18 protein-coding genes are annotated in these 15,195 nt (G+C 44.2%); all 18 read left to right on the top strand.

The features are described from left to right. The first annotated feature begins 178 nt into the window (after positions 1 to 178). On the top strand, positions 179 to 1,717 hold the full coding sequence (locus ZOBGAL_RS09830; protein ID WP_013993439.1) for an HAL/PAL/TAL family ammonia-lyase: 1,539 nt from the start codon (positions 179 to 181) through the stop codon (positions 1,715 to 1,717). Further along, complete coding sequence (locus ZOBGAL_RS09825) at positions 1,714 to 2,841, top strand: WG repeat-containing protein (RefSeq protein ID WP_013993438.1); 1,128 nt, start codon at positions 1,714 to 1,716, stop codon at positions 2,839 to 2,841. The genes ZOBGAL_RS09830 and ZOBGAL_RS09825 overlap by 4 nt, the downstream gene beginning before the upstream one ends. Positions 2,842 to 2,950: 109 nt before the next feature. Further along, positions 2,951 to 3,706 carry a 3-oxoacyl-ACP reductase FabG gene (fabG, locus tag ZOBGAL_RS09820; protein WP_013993437.1) on the top strand — a complete coding sequence of 252 codons (756 nt, stop codon included), beginning with the start codon at positions 2,951 to 2,953 and terminating at the stop codon, positions 3,704 to 3,706. A 17-nt stretch (positions 3,707 to 3,723) separates the two neighbouring features. Then, positions 3,724 to 4,941, top strand: coding sequence for a beta-ketoacyl-[acyl-carrier-protein] synthase family protein (locus ZOBGAL_RS09815; protein ID WP_013993436.1), 1,218 nt, complete (start codon positions 3,724 to 3,726; stop codon positions 4,939 to 4,941). A 12-nt stretch (positions 4,942 to 4,953) separates the two neighbouring features. After that, a complete protein-coding gene (locus tag ZOBGAL_RS09810) occupies positions 4,954 to 5,196 on the top strand; it encodes an acyl carrier protein (protein ID WP_046287850.1) in 243 nt (80 codons plus the stop codon). 23 nt (positions 5,197 to 5,219) lie between these two features. Further along, positions 5,220 to 6,107, top strand: a complete 888-nt coding sequence (locus ZOBGAL_RS09805) for an LpxL/LpxP family acyltransferase (protein WP_013993434.1) — start codon at positions 5,220 to 5,222, stop codon at positions 6,105 to 6,107. 71 nt (positions 6,108 to 6,178) lie between these two features. Next, positions 6,179 to 7,102: a hypothetical protein gene (locus ZOBGAL_RS09800; protein ID WP_013993433.1), complete on the top strand. Its 924-nt coding sequence runs from the start codon at positions 6,179 to 6,181 to the stop codon at positions 7,100 to 7,102. A gap of 9 nt (positions 7,103 to 7,111) precedes the next feature. Beyond that, complete coding sequence (locus tag ZOBGAL_RS09795; RefSeq protein ID WP_013993432.1) at positions 7,112 to 8,245, top strand: beta-ketoacyl-ACP synthase III; 1,134 nt, start codon at positions 7,112 to 7,114, stop codon at positions 8,243 to 8,245. Between the two features lies 1 nt (position 8,246). Next, entirely contained in the window at positions 8,247 to 8,684 is a 438-nt protein-coding gene (locus tag ZOBGAL_RS09790) for a hypothetical protein (protein ID WP_013993431.1), read from the top strand. Position 8,685: 1 nt separating this feature from the next. Beyond that, complete coding sequence (locus tag ZOBGAL_RS09785) at positions 8,686 to 9,138, top strand: ABC transporter permease (protein WP_231854807.1); 453 nt, start codon at positions 8,686 to 8,688, stop codon at positions 9,136 to 9,138. 36 nt (positions 9,139 to 9,174) lie between these two features. Beyond that, positions 9,175 to 9,573: a hypothetical protein gene (locus ZOBGAL_RS09780; protein ID WP_013993429.1), complete on the top strand. Its 399-nt coding sequence runs from the start codon at positions 9,175 to 9,177 to the stop codon at positions 9,571 to 9,573. An 8-nt stretch (positions 9,574 to 9,581) separates the two neighbouring features. Further along, positions 9,582 to 10,577, top strand: a complete 996-nt coding sequence (locus ZOBGAL_RS09775) for a BtrH N-terminal domain-containing protein (RefSeq protein WP_013993428.1) — start codon at positions 9,582 to 9,584, stop codon at positions 10,575 to 10,577. 74 nt (positions 10,578 to 10,651) lie between these two features. Continuing rightward, positions 10,652 to 11,395, top strand: a complete 744-nt coding sequence (locus ZOBGAL_RS09770) for an ABC transporter ATP-binding protein (protein ID WP_013993427.1) — start codon at positions 10,652 to 10,654, stop codon at positions 11,393 to 11,395. After that, complete coding sequence (locus tag ZOBGAL_RS09765) at positions 11,388 to 12,656, top strand: ABC transporter permease (protein ID WP_013993426.1); 1,269 nt, start codon at positions 11,388 to 11,390, stop codon at positions 12,654 to 12,656. The genes ZOBGAL_RS09770 and ZOBGAL_RS09765 overlap by 8 nt, the downstream gene beginning before the upstream one ends. Continuing rightward, a complete protein-coding gene (locus ZOBGAL_RS09760) occupies positions 12,646 to 13,083 on the top strand; it encodes an acyl-CoA thioesterase (RefSeq protein WP_013993425.1) in 438 nt (145 codons plus the stop codon). The genes ZOBGAL_RS09765 and ZOBGAL_RS09760 overlap by 11 nt, the downstream gene beginning before the upstream one ends. Next, positions 13,076 to 14,224 carry a beta-ketoacyl synthase N-terminal-like domain-containing protein gene (locus tag ZOBGAL_RS09755; protein ID WP_013993424.1) on the top strand — a complete coding sequence of 383 codons (1,149 nt, stop codon included), beginning with the start codon at positions 13,076 to 13,078 and terminating at the stop codon, positions 14,222 to 14,224. Before ZOBGAL_RS09760 ends, ZOBGAL_RS09755 begins: the two co-directional genes overlap by 8 nt. Then, positions 14,221 to 14,829: a hypothetical protein gene (locus ZOBGAL_RS09750; RefSeq protein WP_013993423.1), complete on the top strand. Its 609-nt coding sequence runs from the start codon at positions 14,221 to 14,223 to the stop codon at positions 14,827 to 14,829. The genes ZOBGAL_RS09755 and ZOBGAL_RS09750 overlap by 4 nt, the downstream gene beginning before the upstream one ends. Then, positions 14,826 to 15,083, top strand: coding sequence for a phosphopantetheine-binding protein (locus tag ZOBGAL_RS09745; RefSeq protein ID WP_013993422.1), 258 nt, complete (start codon positions 14,826 to 14,828; stop codon positions 15,081 to 15,083). The genes ZOBGAL_RS09750 and ZOBGAL_RS09745 overlap by 4 nt, the downstream gene beginning before the upstream one ends. Positions 15,084 to 15,195 lie beyond the last annotated feature (112 nt).

Below are 15,195 nucleotides of genomic sequence, written 5' to 3'. Positions count from 1 at the left end.
TTTATGACCTCCATAAAATGAAGATACATGACCTGAAGAAGCGTATTGTCTGCTAAATTAAGACATTGATTCACTAATTATTATAAATTTGCAATCCAAAATCGCTAATTTTAGCTTAAGGAGTCTTATTTGAAGACGTCACTAAAATATTACAAATACCTCATAGAATCAACCATAGATGACGAAAATAAAAGGAACGTTGGGAATTGAAGAATTCTACAGAACCATCTTTAAAAACGAGCCAATATCAATAGACGAAAAAGTCATCAAGACCGTAAAAGACAGTTTTGATTTCCTAAAAGAGTTTTCAAAGAACAAAGTAATCTATGGGGTGAACACCGGTTTCGGGCCCATGGCCCAGTACAAAATAAAGGATTCTGAAACCATTCAGCTGCAATACAACCTGATCCGAAGTCACGCTTCCGGCACGGGCAATCCGATACCCCCAAAATACGTAAAAGCGGCAATGCTGGCCCGATTGAATACCTTAAGCCTAGGAAATTCAGGCGTACACCCTTCGGTATTGGAGGTTATGACCACTTTGATCAATCAAGACATCACTCCACTCATATACGAACATGGAGGCGTGGGCGCCAGTGGCGACCTTGTTCAATTGGCCCATTTGGCCCTGGTTCTTATCGGTGAGGGCGAAGTTTTCTACAAAGGGGTCAAAAGACCGACCGAAGAAGTTTTCAAAGAACTCAACATCACCCCGATAAAGGTAGAACTAAGGGAAGGTCTTGGCCTAATCAACGGAACCTCGGTAATGACAGGCATCGGAATCGTCAATACCATTTATACGCGAAGATTGCTGGAGTGGGCCATATGCTGCTCTTCCGCCATCAACGAAATCGTTCAGGCCTATGACGACCACCTATCGGAAGACCTGAACCACACCAAAAGACATAAAGGCCAGCGCGAGATTGCACGTGCTATGCGAAGCCACCTAAAAGACAGTACCCTTACACGAAAAAGGGAACACCACTTATACGTAGACAACAATGGGGTATCCGTTTTTGAGGAAAAAGTACAGGAGTATTACTCCCTACGTTGCGTACCCCAAATTTTAGGGCCCGTACTAGACACACTCAACAATGTTGAAAGCGTACTTATAGAGGAGGTCAATTCAGCCAATGACAACCCCATCGTCAATGTAGAGAAAAAACACGTCTACCATGGCGGCAATTTTCACGGCGACTATATCTCCTTGGAAATGGACAAACTCAAACTGGTAGTCACCAAAATGAGCATGTTGGCCGAAAGACAACTTAACTATCTCTTAAACTCAAAACTCAACGATATTCTGCCTCCTTTCGTAAATTTAGGCACCTTGGGACTCAACTTCGGCATGCAAGGGGTACAGTTCACCGCCACCTCGACCACTGCCGAAAACCAAATGCTGTCAAACCCCATGTACGTTCATAGTATACCGAACAACAACGACAACCAAGACATTGTCAGCATGGGCACCAATGCGGCCAATACCACCAAAAAGGTTATCGAAAATGCTTTTGAGGTACTTGCCATAGAAATGATCACGGTCGTACAGGCCATAGAATACCTTGACCTTAAAGACAAGGTTTCGTCCAAGACAAGAATGATGTACGATGCAGTTCGTAAAATAGTTCCCCCGTTTAAGGAAGACATTGTAATGTATCCTTATGTAAATCAAGTGAAGAACTATATTATTAACCATCAAAACAAAGAAGTAAAATGAAAACATTAGCATTTTTATTGGTACTCCTTATCAACTCATCGACTCTTCTTGCACAAGAGTATGCCTTGGTCAGGGAAAATGGAAAATTCGGTTTCATCGACAAAACGGGAGCATACGTAATCGAACCTCAATTTGATAAAGCGGATAGCTTTTCCGATGGACGTGCCGCAGCACTTCAAGACGACAAATGGGGCTACATAGACATTTCGGGAAAATTTGTGATCCAACCTGAATACGACAGGGTAAAAATGTTCAATTCAGGACTTGCCTTGGTACTGAAAGATGACCAATGGCGTTACATCGACACCTCGGGCAAAGAATTAAAAACCCCTGCCAGCGAAAAGTATTACGATTTTGAAGAAGGAGTCGCCCTTTTTCGTTCAGGAGAAAAAATAGGTCTCTTAGGCACTGACGGCCAACTCATTCTAGAGCCTACTTACGACGCCATAAAGAAATTCAGGAATGGCCACGCCAAAGTGAGCAAGGGCGAACTTTGGGGCATGATAAACACTTCGGGGAAAGTGGTCATACCCGTAGAATACGAAGAAATAGGAAACACATATAAGGAAGCCGGTGTTTACGGAAAAAAAGATGGCACCTTTGGCATCATCCACAACGGAAGCTTTAACCCTATCGACAACGCCGACAAGGTCTACAACTTTCATGGAGATTCTAAACTCACTTACGCCTCCCGCACCAAAAAAACGGGTTTTGTAAATAGCAAAGGAGAATGGGTATTAGAACCAAAATACGATAAGGCCAGGGCCTTCTCCCTCGGTTTGGCCCCTGTTGCCATCGGCAAAAAATGGGGATACATCAACGAAAAGGGCGAAATGGTCATTGAGCCCCAATTCCGCGATGCCGAAGTATTTTCAACAAACGGTTTTGCTCCCGTAAAGGACAAGGCCTGGGGGTTTATCAACACCTCTGGCAAGGTCATCATTCCTATGGAATACGGTATTTCAGGGAATTTTGCCTTTCTAAAAGGATCTGAAGAAAAAGGTTTTGTCAATGGCCTGGCCCGGGTAAAATCAAAAAAAGGCTGGGGATATTTTAACGAACAGGGGCAATTATTGGGCGACAAATGGTTTCAGAACGCCGAACCCTTTGTATCCGTCAAATAAAAACATTCCTTTTTTTAACTACTAAATTTCGCTAGTTTTAATTAAAACTAGCCGAACGACCAAGGTATGCCCAACCGTTCAGTAAGTGTTCAAAACATATATAACTTAAATGAAAGAAAAGAAAGCGGAAAAACAAAAATACGCACTGGTAACCGGTGGCTCTAGGGGAATAGGACGGGCAGTTTGCATTCAACTGGCCAAAGACCTCGATTACCAAATTCTTATCAACTACAACAGCAATAAGGCAGCTGCCGAAGAAACCCTTAAGCTTGTAGAGGAAGCGGGGGGAAAGGGTGAATTGCTACCATTTAGCGTAACCGACGCAGAAGCGGTCAAATCGGCTTTGGACAATTGGCACCAAACCCACGAAAACGATATCATTGAGGTCATCGTGAACAATGCAGGAATCACGCAGGACGGTATGTTCATGTGGATGAAATACGAAGACTGGTCCAAGGTCATAGACACTAGCCTGAACGGTTTTTTCAATGTAACCAACCACCTCATTCAAAAGCTTTTGGTCAACAAATACGGCCGCGTCATCAACATGGTTTCCGTATCCGGCCTCAAGGGCACCCCCGGACAGACCAACTATTCCGCGGCCAAAGGCGCGGTCATAGGGGCCACCAAGGCATTGGCACAAGAAATCGCAAAAAGAAACGTTACTGTAAATGCCGTTGCACCAGGTTTCATACGAACCGACATGACGAACGACCTTGACGAAAAGGAATTAAAACGGATGATACCCGCGAACAGGTTCGGAGAAGCCGAAGAAGTAGCACACGTAGTTTCTTTTCTCGCTTCAAAAAAATCGGGTTATATTACAGGTGAGGTCATCAATATAAACGGCGGTATATATTCATAAAATTACAGTAAGGGGCAATGAAAAGAGTCGTAATCACGGGTATGGGTATTTATTCTTGCATTGGCAAGAATCTTGACGAGGTAAAGACCTCCCTGTTCGAGGGAAAGTCGGGCATCTCTATAGATGAAGAACGCCTTAGCTTTGGATACCGTTCCCCTCTTACCGGCAAGGTAGAAGAACCCAACCTAAAGAAACTACTGTCGAGAAGACAGCGCCTTAGTCTCGGGGAAGAAGGCCAATACGCCTACATGGCGACCATTGAAGCCCTAAAAAATGCCCAAATAGAAGATCATTTTTTTGACGAAAATGAAGTTGGTGTTATTTACGGCAATGATAGCACCGCAAGATCGGTAGTAGAATCTACCGATATTTTACGCGAAAAGAAAGACACTACCTTGGTAGGTTCAGGGGCTATTTTCAAAGCCATGAACTCTACCATTACCATGAACCTGTCTACCATATTCAGGCTAAGGGGCGTCAACTTTACCATTAGTGCCGCCTGTGCCAGTGGATCTCATGCCATCGGCATGGGCTACCACCTTATCAAAAGTGGTTTACAAGACTGTATCATTACGGGCGGGGCCCAAGAAATAAACAAATTGGCCATGGGCAGTTTTGACGGACTCGGGGTTTTTGCCACACGCGAAGGCGACCCGACAAAAGCCTCAAGACCTTTCGACCAGGCCAGGAACGGATTGGTACCCAGTGGCGGGGGAGCGACCCTAATCTTGGAAAGTTACGAGTCGGCCGTTAAAAGGGGCGCACCCATTTTAGGCGAAATCATCGGCTATGGTTTTTCATCGAACGGAGGACATATATCGACACCAAACGTTGACGGCCCCTCGCGGGCCATGCGCAATGCCTTGCAAGATGCAGGTCTTGAAGCCTCTGCCATAGATTACGTAAACGCCCATGCCACATCAACACCGGTAGGTGACGCAAACGAGGCAAAAGCCATATACGAAGTCTTCGGCGAACACAATCCGCCCATAAGCTCAACAAAATCGATGACCGGCCATGAGTGCTGGATGGCAGGTGCAAGTGAAGTCATTTACGGAATGATCATGATGCAAAATTCTTTTGTCGCCCCCAACATCAATCTTGACAACATTGATGAAGATGCGGCGAAATTAAACATAGTTAAGGAAACGTTAAATAAAAAAATTGACGTATTTTTGTCAAATTCATTCGGGTTTGGTGGTACAAACTCCGCTTTGATATTAAAAAAATGCTAGCGAAAGATGGTGATGACCAAAGAACTTATAATACAAAAAATAGATGATTTCCTAATCGACGAGTTTGAAGTCGAGGAAGAGGAAATCGCTGCCGACGCCAACCTTAAAGACACCCTAGGTCTAGACAGCTTAGACTTTGTTGACCTTGTAGTAGCCGTTGAGAGTAATTTTGGTGTAAAATTAGTAGGTGAAGACTTTGTAAATGTCACCACCCTACAAAACTTTTACGACCTGATAGAGCGCAAACTTCACTGATATTCCCCTGAGAAAATCCTAAAATGGCAACAGAATGGAAAGGAAAGTCCAAAGGCACCGTTTTAGGGTATAGAATCTATATTTTCTTTATCAAAAAACTGGGGCTGGGAGCTTCATACCTACTTCTGCATTTTGTGGTCTTGTACTACTGCATCTTTTCCGTTGACAGCACCAGGTCTATTTTTTATTACTTCCATAAGAGACTGGGGCATTCGACCCTAAAGAGTCTTTTCAATATCTACAGAAGCTACTACATTTTTGGCCAGACCATTATTGACAAAGCCGCTATATCGGCCGGTCTTCGAGATCGGTTCACTTATGAGTTTGACGGAATAGAAAAGATCGAGCAACTGCTTTCCGAAAAAAAAGGAGGCATTCTACTAAGCGCCCACATCGGAAATTTCGAGGTCGCCGAATTTTTTCTACAAGATGTAAATGCTTTTTCTTCGATCAACCTGGTTACTTGGGACCAAGAGCACGAAGAGATCAAGGCCTACATGGAGAGTGTTACTTCTAAATCGAACATCAAGCTTATCTTGATAAAAGAAGATATGTCGCATATCTTTGAAATACACACCGCCCTGACCAATGGCGAACTCGTTTGTTTTACGGGCGACCGATATATTGAAGGATCCAAATTCTTAGAACAACAGCTCTTAGGGGCCACCGCCAAATTTCCGCTAGGCCCTTACCTACTGGCTTCACGTTTAAAGGTTCCCGTCTTGTTCGTTTACGTAATGAAAGAATCGCGAAAACACTATCACCTATATGCTAGAACCGCCGAAGTAAAACGCGGCGACGCCCAAGGCTTACTTGAAAAATATACCGACAACCTCGAATGGATCATTGCCAAATATCCATTACAATGGTTTAATTATTTTGATTTTTGGGGAGATAAGACAAATAAATAAGATATTTGAACTATCCCTAAAGTACCCGTGAATCATTTATTGCTCAATGACCATCCTATAACCGAAAGCAAATGAAAGAAGTACTCGTTGTATATTACTCCCAGACCGGCCAGCTACGGTCCATTATAGACTCCGTAATATCCCCCTTACAACAAGAATCAATCAATATTACCTATCATCAGATCCTTCCTAAAACCCCTTATGGGTTTCCATGGAAAAAGGAAAGGTTTTTCGATGTATTTCCGGAAGCCTTCCTTCAAATTCCCACAGAAATCAATACCCCAGATGCATCGGTCTTATCGCGCAAATACGATTTGGTCATCTTAGGACATCAAGTATGGTACCTCTCGCCTTCCATTCCCTTAAATTCATTTTTAACCTCCGAAGCCGCAAAAACACTATTGAACGATACTCCGGTTATTACGGTCATCGGTGTACGTAATATGTGGGCCATGTCGCAAGAAAAGGTGAAAAAAATACTTATAGGCCTTAACGCCAAACTCGTCGGAAACATAGCCTTGGTCGATAAAAGTCCCAACCACGTTAGTGTAATCACCATCGTGTACTGGATGCTCCAGGGGAAAAAAGACCGTATGTGGGGAATTTTCCCCAAACCCGGCGTATCGAAAAACACCATAGCCTCGGCAGATAAATTTGGCCATCCGATCAAAGAAGCCCTTATGGCCTCCGATTTTTCTACGCTACAAGAAAAACTGAACGATTTAAACGCATCAAAAATCAGTAACCTACTGGTTCAGATGGACAAGCGCGGCAACCTATTGTTTTCAAAATGGGCCAATCTCATTAGAAAGAAGGGAAATCAAGGCGATCCTGCCCGAAAAAAATGGCTACGTTTGTTCAACTATTACCTGATATTTGCCATTTGGATAATCGCACCTATAGTTTTTATTGTATTTTTGCTCACTTATATCCCTATGTACAGAAAAATCCAAAGGGAAAACAAATATTACGCCTCTGTTGATTATAAGGAGTAAGACCGACACATGAAAAACGCCTACATTACCAAAATATCCAAGTTTCTGCCCAATTCCCCTGTCGAAAATGACCAAATTGAAGATAAATTAGGGTTTATAGACGGACAAAAATCCAGGGCTAAAAGCATCATCCTACGCAATAACAAAATTAAAAAGAGGTACTACGCCATTGATGAAAACGGCAATGTAACCCATAATAATGCCCAGCTCACCGCAGCGGCGATAGAAGAGCTTTGCGACGCCAATTTCAGCAAAGACCAAATAGAGCTTTTATCGTGCGGCACCTCTACACCCGATCAACTTTTGCCTTCCCATGCCGCCATGGTACATGGTGAATTGAAAAACGGGAACATGGAAATCAATTCGGCATCGGGAGTTTGCTGTTCAGGAATGAACGCCCTAAAATATGGCTATATGGCCATAAAAGTGGGCCAAGTAAACAATGCGGTCTGTACCGGTTCGGAAAAAGTTTCGACTTGGACCAAGGCCGATTTCTACCAAGAAGAAATCGAGCACCTTAAGGCCTTGGAAGAAAACCCCATGATCGCCTTCGACAAAGATTTTTTACGATGGATGCTTTCCGACGGATCCGGAGCGATGTTGGTGGAAAACGAACCCAAGGGAGACACTCCATTAAAAATCGAATGGATGGAAGGCTTTTCGTACGCCTTTGAAATGGAAACCTGTATGTATGCCGGCGGAGAAAAACTTGAAAACGGCGAGCTAAAACCTTGGAGCGAATTTGCCCCTGAAGATTGGGCGAAGAAATCGGTTTTCGCCATTAAGCAAGACGTAAAGCTACTTGGGGAGAACATCTTGAAAAAAGGGGTCGACTGCCTAAAAGAAGTATACGAAAAACACGGTATCGGTCCTGATGACGTCGACTACTACCTTCCCCATATTTCCTCGTATTTTTTCAAACAAGGACTCTACGACGAAATGAAAGACCGAGGCGTGGAGATGCCTTGGGAAAAATGGTTCTTAAACCTTGAACACGTGGGCAACGTAGGCGCTGCTTCCATATATCTAATGCTTGAAGAACTTGTTGCATCGGGCAAATTGAAGAAGGGCGATAGAATTTTATTACATGTGCCCGAAAGCGCACGTTTTTCATACACCTATGCCTATTTAACAGTGTGCTAGCATGAACTTATTGAAAACGCCCCTTATCGATAGTGAGTTTCTACAGAATTTAATCCCGCAGAAACCACCCTTTATCATGGTGGGCAAATTACTTCACTATTCAGAGAAGAAAATCATATCGGGCTTTGTCGTTCCCGCAGACAATCTATTTGTTTTTGAAAAACGCTTTATGGCCCCCGGCCTTATAGAAAACATGGCACAGACCGTAGCCCTGCATACGGGCTATAAATTTTATCTGGCCCAACAACCTGCACCTACCGGATATATCGGGGCCATAAAAAAGGCCACCGTAAACGCCCTCCCCTTTGTAGGCCAAGAATTGGAAACCACCGTAGAGATCTTGCACGACATGATGGGAATTACCATGGTATCGGCCACGGTTACCTGCGAAGGTATAGTACTGGCATCAAGTGAAATGAAAACCGCACTGGCAAACTAATTTGGAAGCACGGACCAACATAGATATCAAGAATTTTTTACCGCACCGTGAGCCTATGCTCATGGCCAATGTAACCCCATATCTTGACGAAACCTCCGTAGAGACCTGTTTTAAGGTGGAAGCCTCGTGCATTTTTGTAAAAAACGGACACCTATCGGAAACCGGACTCATTGAAAATGCGGCCCAAACCTGTGCTACCATAGTAGGACAAAGCTTTTTTGACGACAAGGACAAAGACGGGAATAAAAACAAGGTCGTTGGCTATATCAGTGCCGTAAAAAAAGTCGAGGTTTTTGCCCTACCGAAAGTAGGCGAAACCATAACGACCAAAGGGGAACTGATTTCAAGATATGACAACGAAGCCTTTAGCAGCTGCACCATTGCTTCTGAAACTTTCAGAAATGGAGAATTAATCGTAGCTTGTACTTTGAACTTTTTGATCCATGAAGTTTAAGAGGGAAAAATTAATAATCCCCCAAATTAACGAACAGTGAAAAAAGAAGAAGTACCACAAGATAAAGGCCTGTTAAATTCTGCCCACACCAAAGAACTTACCTATGCTGTAGACGAGAATGGCGAATATACCACAGCCCTTAGTTCTGGCTGGGACCCCAAGACCATCGCACTCAACAACGCCATAAAAGAAATCGAGGAGCGTGTTGCCAAGGCCAAAGAACGCGTTCAAAATAATGAGACCAGCCCCATTGAATACTATATGGAACTTCACAAAATGGACCTCCCTATCTTATCGAGCTATGTGGGTCTCTGGCAATGGCGCGTAAAGCGACATTTTAAGCCCAAAATTTTTAAAAAACTGAGCCAAAAAACCCTTCAAAAGTATGCCGATGTCTTCGAAATCAGCATTGAAGAACTGAAACATATTTCTTAAACATCACCATGCAAATAGAATTTACCCATAAACAATCTGCGCACTGCGAAAATGGTGTGGTAAGCAACTTAATGCGCCACAATGGTTTTGAGGTGAGCGAACCCATGGTTTTCGGCATTGGGTCGGGACTATTGTTCTGCTACATCCCTTTTTTAAAGGTCAACCATGCGCCGGTTGTAACCTACCGGGCCATGCCAGGCCTTATTTTCAATCGATTTGCCAAGAGGGTAGGCATAAAAATAAAGCGCGAAAAATTCAGTAGTCCCGAAACGGCAAAGGCACGGCTCGATGAAAATTTACAAAAGAACAATCCCGTCGGACTTCAGGTAGGGGTCTACAACCTCTTGTACTTTCCCGACGAATACCGCTTTCACTTTAACGCCCACAATTTGGTGGTCTACGGCAAGGTAAACGGAAACTACCTGATCAGCGACCCCGTCATGGAACAGGTCACCACCCTGACCGAAAGGCAACTGGAAAAAGTGCGTTTTGCCAAAGGCGCTTTTGCCCCTAAAGGCCATATTTACTATCCGACCGCCTTTCCTAAAGAATTGGAATTGAAAAATGCCATTATCAAAGGCATCAAACAAACCTGCCGAGAAATGACGGCACCCGTACCCATAGTGGGCTATAAAGGCATAAAGACAATCTCAAAACTGATCCGCAAATGGCCTAAGAAAAAAGGGGCCAAGGCGGCCAACCACTACTTGGGCCAAATCGTTCGCATGCAAGAAGAGATAGGAACCGGAGGCGGTGGGTTTCGTTATATCTACGCCGCTTTTCTACAAGAGGCCAGCCAAGTACTCGGCAACGAAAAACTCAAGGAACTTTCAAAGGAAATGACCAAAATCGGTGACGACTGGCGCGATTTTGCCGTAAATGCATCCCGCATCTACAAAAACCGCAGTGCCCAAGACGATGCCTATAACAAAGTGGCTGATGAACTAGATGCCATTGCCGATAGCGAAGCGGCCTTTTTTAAGAAATTGAAAAAAGCGATTTAGCATCGACCGAAGTCCGATTCACTAAAAAGGAAAAACAAGACTTTATCTTAGAATTTTCGATTAGTTTTGACATCATGATCCAAATCAACGATCTTTCAAAAAAGTACAAAGGTGCCGACGATTTTTCCGTCCGGAATTTGGATTTGACCATAGCGGAAGGGGAAATTTTCGGACTTTTAGGTCCCAATGGAGCAGGAAAGACCACCCTTATTTCTATGTTGAGCTCTTTATTGAAACCTACTTCCGGAAGTTTTACGATCGACGGATTGAACTTCAAAGAGCACAAGAACCAACTTAAGCAGTTGATAGGCATCGTTCCACAGGAATATGCCCTCTACCCTTCCCTGACCGCCTATGAAAACCTCGTGTATTTTGGAAGCATGTACGGACTTAAGGGACAAGCGTTAAAGAACGATATCAATTCGCACCTTGAAACCATGGGGCTATCAAAATTCGCCCATAAGAAAATAAAGGCCTTTTCGGGCGGTATGAAACGCCGCATCAACCTTATATCGAGCATTCTGCACAAACCCAAAGTACTATTTTTAGACGAACCTACCGTAGGTGTAGATGTGCAGTCGAAAAATGTGATCATGGCCTATCTAAAAGAATTGAATGCCTCGGGAACGACCATTATTTACACCTCCCACCACTTGAACGAGGCAGAGCAATTTTGTACCCGCGTTGGCATTATCGACCACGGTACATTGGTTTGTTTGGGCAAACCCAAGGAACTTATCGCCCAGGAAGAAAATGCCGAACACCTAGAAGAGGTATTCTTGGCAAAAACCGGTAAAGCCCTACGTGACCATGCATAAACTTTGGGCCTCTACATACAAGGAGTTTTTACTCGTAACACGCGACATCGGGGGCTTGGCCGTACTATTTCTAATGCCCTTGCTATTGGTGATCGTTATCACCACCATTCAAGACAATTCATTCAAGTCCGTAAAAGAGACCAAACTGCCGATCCTATTGGTCGATCTTGACAAGGGAAAAGTATCGGAAGACATCTTACAGGGTTTAGCCGACTCCAAATTATTTCAAGTGGATATGGCAGCTACCGATGAGGAAGCCAAAGCACAAGTACTTAAAGGCGACTATCAACTGGCCATTGTCATACCTGAAAACCTATCGTCGGAACTCGAGGTCAAAATCAACGAGAACGTAGACGGCATTCTTTCTAAATTCAGCGATAACGAAGAAAGCATTCCCGAGCCTAAATCGATAGCCAAGTCCAAGGAAGTAAAACTTTACTTTGATCCGGCTACGCAGCAATCGTTCAAGAGCTCGGTTCGCAGTAACATTGACAAGATGATCTCAAAAATAGAGACCGAGACCATCTACAAGGCCTTTCAAGAGCAGTTGACCGACGATCCCTCGGAAGAAATCTTTGAGACGGAGCAATTCATCACCTTTACCGAAATTGTACCCAGCAAGCACAAAGAAGCCTTGATCCCGAACTCTACCCAGCACAACATTCCCGCATGGACGCTTTTTGCCATCTTTTTCATCATTCTGCCCCTGGCCATTAATATGGTCAAAGAAAAAAATCAAGGGACTTTTGTGCGATTGAGGACGAACCCCGTATCGTATGCCACCGTTCTTGGCGGTAAAACCATAGTGTTTGTAGGCGTTTCCTTGGTGCAGTTCGCCTTAATGTTGGCCGTGGGCATTTTTCTCTTCCCCCTAATAGGACTTCCCAAACTCGATGTTTCGGGCAGACTGCCCCTTTTGTTCGTGGTGGCCTTCTTTGCAGGTCTGGCGGCCGTTGGCCTTGGCCTGTTGCTGGGCACCGTTGCCAAGACCCAAGAACAGTCGGCTCCTTTCGGTGCCACTTTTGTGGTCATCTTAGCCGCTATCGGAGGGGTTTGGGTCCCTGTTTTTGCCATGCCCAAATTTATGCAGTTGCTCTCTAACCTATCACCAATGAATTGGGGGTTAAGTGCATTTTATGATGTATTTTTGCGCAACGCAACCTTTATTGAGCTTATCCCCGAAATATCGCTTTTACTCGGTTTTTTCGTAATCACAACGCTCATTGCCATTATCTATAACGAAAGAAAAAATGCCGTCTAAAACTAAAAAAGAAATTAGCTTCACAAGTGAGGTACGTGTACGTTTTGCGGAAACGGACCCATTGGGCATTGTCTGGCACGGCAATTATATTCAGTATTTTGAAGATGGGCGCGAAGCCTTTGGACGCCACCATGGCATTTCGTACCTAGATCAAAAAGCCCACAATTTTTCCACCCCCATAGTCAAATCGGTCTGCGAGCACAAACTACCTTTGAGCTATGGCGATGTGGCCACTATAAAAACCACCTATGTTGACTGTGCCGCCGCTAAAATGATTTTCAAATATGAGATTTACAACCCTAAGGGGGCCGTGGTCTGTACCGGGGAGACCGTTCAGGTCTTTGTGGAATTGGGTGGAGAACTCTCATTGGTAATTCCTCCATTTTTTGCGGAATGGAAGAAAAAAGTAGGCCTTTTAGATGGATAGTGTTTACCTCTCACATAACAATATTGTTTCCGCTTACGGACTCGATAGCCCAGCCGCGATAAATGGTATTAAGAACGAAGTATCCGGACTCACCTTGGTGAACGACCCCGACGTGCTTCCCAACCCTTTTTACTCTTCCCTGATCGACCAAAAAAGCGTGCATGAGGCATTCTCGAAGCTCAACCCCCAAGAAGCCTATACCCGACTCGAACAAATCCTTTTGGTCTCTTTGGCCGACACCCTTAAGAAATCGGGTATCCCCCTAACGGACAGGGTCGGACTCATCATATCGACTACCAAAGGCAATATCGATGTCTTGGATGCCGACAGCCCTTTCGATGAAAACAGGGCCTACCTGAGTGAACTAGGAGAAAAAATAAAGTCTTTTTTCGGCTTCAAAAACGAAGCCTTAGTAGTATCCAATGCTTGTGTTTCGGGAGTTTTAGCCTTGGCCGTAGCCAAGCGCCTCATTCATCAAAAACGCTATGACCACGTATTCGTGGTTGCCGGAGATTTGGTCAGCAAATTTATTTTATCGGGCTTTAACTCGTTTCAGGCCTTAAGCGAATCTCCCTGTAGACCGTATTGTAAGACCCGGGCAGGAATCAATATAGGCGAAGTTGGCTGCAGTATTCTCGTAACCAAGGACAAAGACCGACTCATTGATGCATCCGTTCGTATACTCGGGGAAGCCTCGTGCAACGATGCCAACCATATATCGGGACCCTCCCGAACGGGCGAGGGCCTTTATCGCAGTATTACGTCGGCCATGGACCAGGCCCAACTAGCACCCAAGGCCATAGATTTTATTTCGGCCCACGGTACGGCTACCATGTACAACGACGAAATGGAAGCCATTGCCTTTAACCGGGCCCATATACAAGACAGCCCCCTAAATAGCTTAAAGGGCTATTTTGGGCATACCTTAGGGGCTTCCGGTCTTTTGGAAACCATTATCGGCATGTATTCCTTACATTCGAACACTTTGTTCGCCTCCCTTGGCTTTCAAGAGCTGGGCGTTTCGCAACCCTTGAACATCATACAAGAAACCTCCGCCAAGGAAAGCAGTGTTTTTCTAAAGACAGCTTCGGGTTTCGGAGGTTGCAATACAGCGGCAATCTTTCAAAAAGTCAATCCATGAATATGCCCGGTTACCATATAAAATCATATTGCCGCATAACCAATGGAGAAATTTCCAGAAACGGAAAAGTTTTGTTTTCCGATGCCTCCGAAGAGTTTCCGGCCTTTATAAAAGCGGCTTACAAACAATTTGAAACCGACTATTCCAAGTTCTTCAAAATGGACAACCTCAGTAAATTGGCCTTTATGGGTGCCGAGGTGCTATTAAAAGACCAGGAAGAAAAAAATACCGCCCTTGTGCTTTCAAATAAGGCCTCAAGCTTAGACACCGACCGTAAGCACCAGGCCGCCATTAGTGACCGATCAGGCGCATTTGCCAGTCCGGCCGTATTCGTCTACACCCTCCCAAATATCTGTATGGGCGAAATTAGCATTCGCCACAAACTGTATTCTGAAAATAGTTTCTTTATATTTGCCGAGTTTAACCCCCATTTATTGTCAGATTATGCCAATGATCTGCTAGAAACGGGCAAAGCCGATGAAGTACTATGCGGCTGGGTTGATTATGATAAAGGAAAATATGATGCGTTTTTATACGTTATCGCTAAAAAAGGTTTGTTGCCCCATGATACCGGAGAACTGACCAAATTATACAGAACAAAATGAGCGAACTTAAACAAGAATTGAAGGAGAAAATCATCGAGCAATTAAACTTGGAAGATGTTTCCGTTGACGAAATCGCAAATAACGACCCGCTTTTTGGAGAGGGTCTTGGTCTTGACTCTATCGATGCGCTAGAGCTTATTGTAATGCTCGACAAAGATTACGGCATTAAATTGGCCGACCCGAAAGAAGGGCGTAAGATTTTTGAGTCTATCGATACCATGGCCGCCTATATTGCGGCGAACCGATCGAACTAAAAATCCCTCGTTTTTTAAGCTACCTGGCACACCGACCTATCGGTCGTAAGCGGTATACAGAATTCGCACTTAAGTCTAAGATTCGTATTTTTATTCTATATCTATAATACTT

Origin of the sequence: Zobellia galactanivorans (assembly GCF_000973105.1) — a bacterium.
Classification (GTDB): domain Bacteria; phylum Bacteroidota; class Bacteroidia; order Flavobacteriales; family Flavobacteriaceae; genus Zobellia; species Zobellia galactanivorans.
Note: the sequence above shows the minus strand (reverse complement) of the source record. Positions and strands in the feature narration are given on the sequence as shown.

What these genes read in the sequence shown, in the direction of transcription:
- fabG (WP_013993437.1), top strand. Translation starts at nt 2,951, where the DNA reads ATGAAAGAAAAGAAAGCGGAAAAACAAAAATACGCACTGGTAACCGGT.
- ZOBGAL_RS09765 (WP_013993426.1), top strand. Translation starts at nt 11,388, where the DNA reads ATGCATAAACTTTGGGCCTCTACATACAAGGAGTTTTTACTCGTAACA.
- ZOBGAL_RS09815 (WP_013993436.1), top strand. Translation starts at nt 3,724, where the DNA reads ATGAAAAGAGTCGTAATCACGGGTATGGGTATTTATTCTTGCATTGGC.
- ZOBGAL_RS09830 (WP_013993439.1), top strand. Translation starts at nt 179, where the DNA reads ATGACGAAAATAAAAGGAACGTTGGGAATTGAAGAATTCTACAGAACC.
- ZOBGAL_RS09745 (WP_013993422.1), top strand. Translation starts at nt 14,826, where the DNA reads ATGAGCGAACTTAAACAAGAATTGAAGGAGAAAATCATCGAGCAATTA.
- ZOBGAL_RS09805 (WP_013993434.1), top strand. Translation starts at nt 5,220, where the DNA reads ATGGCAACAGAATGGAAAGGAAAGTCCAAAGGCACCGTTTTAGGGTAT.
- ZOBGAL_RS09790 (WP_013993431.1), top strand. Translation starts at nt 8,247, where the DNA reads ATGAACTTATTGAAAACGCCCCTTATCGATAGTGAGTTTCTACAGAAT.
- ZOBGAL_RS09810 (WP_046287850.1), top strand. Translation starts at nt 4,954, where the DNA reads ATGACCAAAGAACTTATAATACAAAAAATAGATGATTTCCTAATCGAC.
- ZOBGAL_RS09760 (WP_013993425.1), top strand. Translation starts at nt 12,646, where the DNA reads ATGCCGTCTAAAACTAAAAAAGAAATTAGCTTCACAAGTGAGGTACGT.
- ZOBGAL_RS09800 (WP_013993433.1), top strand. Translation starts at nt 6,179, where the DNA reads ATGAAAGAAGTACTCGTTGTATATTACTCCCAGACCGGCCAGCTACGG.
- ZOBGAL_RS09775 (WP_013993428.1), top strand. Translation starts at nt 9,582, where the DNA reads ATGCAAATAGAATTTACCCATAAACAATCTGCGCACTGCGAAAATGGT.
- ZOBGAL_RS09770 (WP_013993427.1), top strand. Translation starts at nt 10,652, where the DNA reads ATGATCCAAATCAACGATCTTTCAAAAAAGTACAAAGGTGCCGACGAT.
- ZOBGAL_RS09750 (WP_013993423.1), top strand. Translation starts at nt 14,221, where the DNA reads ATGAATATGCCCGGTTACCATATAAAATCATATTGCCGCATAACCAAT.
- ZOBGAL_RS09795 (WP_013993432.1), top strand. Translation starts at nt 7,112, where the DNA reads ATGAAAAACGCCTACATTACCAAAATATCCAAGTTTCTGCCCAATTCC.
- ZOBGAL_RS09755 (WP_013993424.1), top strand. Translation starts at nt 13,076, where the DNA reads ATGGATAGTGTTTACCTCTCACATAACAATATTGTTTCCGCTTACGGA.
- ZOBGAL_RS09825 (WP_013993438.1), top strand. Translation starts at nt 1,714, where the DNA reads ATGAAAACATTAGCATTTTTATTGGTACTCCTTATCAACTCATCGACT.